Origin of the sequence: Pseudomonas sp. TR47, assembly GCF_044143025.1 — a bacterium.
GTDB classification, from domain to species: Bacteria; Pseudomonadota; Gammaproteobacteria; order Pseudomonadales; family Pseudomonadaceae; genus Aquipseudomonas; species Aquipseudomonas putida_E.
Map to the genome: position 1 here is coordinate 1 of NZ_JBHFCS010000052.1, position 2,817 is coordinate 2,817.

Genomic DNA, 2,817 nt, shown 5'->3' on the forward strand with positions numbered 1-2,817 from the left:
CTAGGGATGGTCTGAAAAAGACTTCCCGAATCTGGTGAAATACGCCGATCCCGTTGCCCGAGTTTCCCGATGAAGCAAATGACCTTCGCCGACGCCGAGTACGCCGGCAAGCGCAAGCAGACCCGCAAAGAGTTGTTCCTGATCGAGATGGATCAGGTGGTGCCGTGGAAGGGTTTGATTGCCCTGATCGAGCCGCACTACCCCAAGGGTGAAGGTGGTCGTCCGGCGTATCAGCTGATGGCGATGCTGCGCGTACATTTGATGCAGAACTGGTTCGGCTACAGCGATCCGGCGATGGAGGAGGCGCTGTACGAGACCACAATCTTGCGCCAGTTTGCCGGGCTGAACCTAGAGCGTATTCTCGACGAAACCACCATCCTCAATTTCCGTCGCCTGCTGGAGAAGCACGAGTTGGCGGCCGGGATTCTGGCGGTGATCAATGGTTACCTGGGCGATCGGGGCCTGTCGCTGCGCCAGGGCACCATCGTCGATGCCACGCTGATCCATGCGCCGAGTTCGACCAAGAACAAGGACGGTAAGCGTGACCCGCAAATGCACCAGACCAAGAAGGGCAATCAGTATTACTTCGGCATGAAGGCTCACATCGGCGCGGATGCCGAGTCAGGTCTGGTGCACAGCGTGGTGGGGACGGCAGCCAACGTTGCTGACGTTACCCAGGTCGACAAACTGCTGCATGGAAAGGAAAACAGGGTCGGCGCCGACGCGGGTTACACCGGCGTAGAGAAACGCCCGGAACATGAAGGCCGGGAGGTGATCTGGCAGATTGCGGCCCGCCGCAGTACGTACAAGAAGCTGAGTAAGCGCAGTGCGCTGTACAAAGCCAAGCGCAAGATCGAGAAATCCAAGGCCCAGGTGCGCGCCAAAGTCGAGCACCCGTTCCGGGTGATCAAGCGCCAATTCGGCTACGTGAAGACACGCTTGCGTGGCCTGGCGAAGAACACCGCGCAGTTGGTGACACTGTTCGCGCTGTCGAACCTGTGGATGGCGCGCCGACATTTGCTGACGAATGCAGGAGAGGTGCGTCTGTAATGCGGGAAATGGCCGGCGCGAGGTGCTCGCGCCGGCTATAAATCCGGAAAGAGGGGATGATTTGATCGTTTTTTAGCCGAATTACCGTTTTGAAATCGGCAAGGGCTGGAGTCAGCCAGAAATACCTGACTACTTCAGACCATCCCTAAAGCTTGCGTGGATCTGATAATCCTTGGCTGGCTCTAGGATAAGGGTAGACCTGGTTTTGCAATGATAAGGACTGGATGAAGGAAAAAAAGTCGTTTTAATGATTCTGCGAGTCAGTTTTAAACTGTCTTGATTGCCGTGTATTTTTAGGCGGATTCACCGCGAATCACATGCCATGATACCGCAAGGGTCTAGGCACTCAGCTAACAATTAAAAAGGTGATTTATGATTAATGAGACGTACCCAGATACTCAACTTTTCATCAATGGAGAGTGGCGTGATGCTGAAGGTCGATCAACTATTGATGTTGTTAGCCCCGCAACCGGTTTGAGAATTGGTACCGTTGCCCATGCGTCTGAAGGTGACCTTGTACAAGCTGTTAATGCGGCACAGGCTGGATTCGATGTCTGGCGTAATGTACCTGCATACGAGCGATCTGCCATCATGCGCAAAGCCGCTTCCATCATTCGGGAGCGGGCCGAAACGATCGCCCGGTACATGACTCAAGAGCAGGGCAAACCATTGCTGGAGTCGCGTATCGAAGTCAACTCTGCGGCAGATATCATTGAGTGGTTTGCCGAGGAAGGTCGTCGCGTTTATGGTCGTGTAGTTCCTCCTCGCAATATCAACGCTAGCCAAATTGTCGTAAAGGAGCCAGTTGGCCCGGTAGCAGCCTTTACGCCATGGAATTTCCCGGTTAACCAGGTGGTTCGTAAGCTCTGTGCTGCATTGGCAACAGGTTGCTCTTTCGTGGTGAAGGCTCCTGAAGAGACCCCGCGTTCACCAGCCGAACTGATTCGTGCATTTGCCGACGCAGGTGTACCAAAGGGAGTTATCGGTCTGGTGTACGGTAACCCCGACCAGATCTCCAAATACCTTATCGCGCACCCAGTGATCCGCAAAATCACCTTCACCGGTTCCACTGCGATCGGTAAACAGTTGGCTGCCCTGGCTGGCCTGCACATGAAGCGGGCGACGATGGAGCTGGGTGGACACGCACCAGTGATCATCGCCGAGGATGCCGATTTGGAGTTAGCTATCCAGGTGGCAAGCGCCTCTAAATTCCGGAACGCCGGTCAGGTGTGCATCTCCCCGACACGATTCTTGGTGCATAACAGCATCAAAGATGCCTTTGTGAAAGGCATGGTCGCATACGCTGAAGGCCTCAAAATCGGTAATGGCCTCGAAGATGGAGTTAACTATGGGCCTCTAGCGAATGCTCGTCGAGTAGAGGCAATCGCAGGTTTGGTTGAAGACGCACGTAAATCGGGCGCGACGGTAGCGACTGGTGGTGAGCGAATCGGCTCGACAGGCAACTTCTTCGCCCCAACTGTTCTAGCAGATGTTCCGTTGGATGCTGAAGTGCTTTCTCAAGAACCGTTTGGTCCGATCGCAGCTGTACGTGGATTCGATCATATTGAGGAAGCGATAGCTGAGGCCAACCGTCTCCCATTCGGCCTGGGCGGTTATGCTTTCACGCGTTCATATCGCAACGTTCACCTTCTTACCCAAACTCTCCAAGTGGGCATGCTCTGGATCAACCAGCCTTCGACTCCGGTTCCTGAAATGCCGTTTGGCGGTGTTAAAGACTCGGGCTACGGCTCGGAAGGTGGCCCAGAG

The 2,817-nt window shown here is 54.7% G+C and carries 2 protein-coding genes; both read left to right on the top strand.

From position 1 onward, the window contains the following. Window positions 1-69 precede the first annotated feature (69 nt). The gene (locus tag ACEWE8_RS25840; protein WP_225786235.1) at window positions 70-1,050 is read left to right on the top strand and encodes an IS5-like element ISPst5 family transposase; all 981 of its coding nucleotides are present in this window, start codon (window positions 70-72) and stop codon (window positions 1,048-1,050) included. Between the two features lie 372 nt (window positions 1,051-1,422). Next, window positions 1,423-2,817 (top strand): NAD-dependent succinate-semialdehyde dehydrogenase (locus ACEWE8_RS25845; RefSeq protein WP_395589435.1); only part of this gene is annotated, 1,395 nt, incomplete at its 3' end.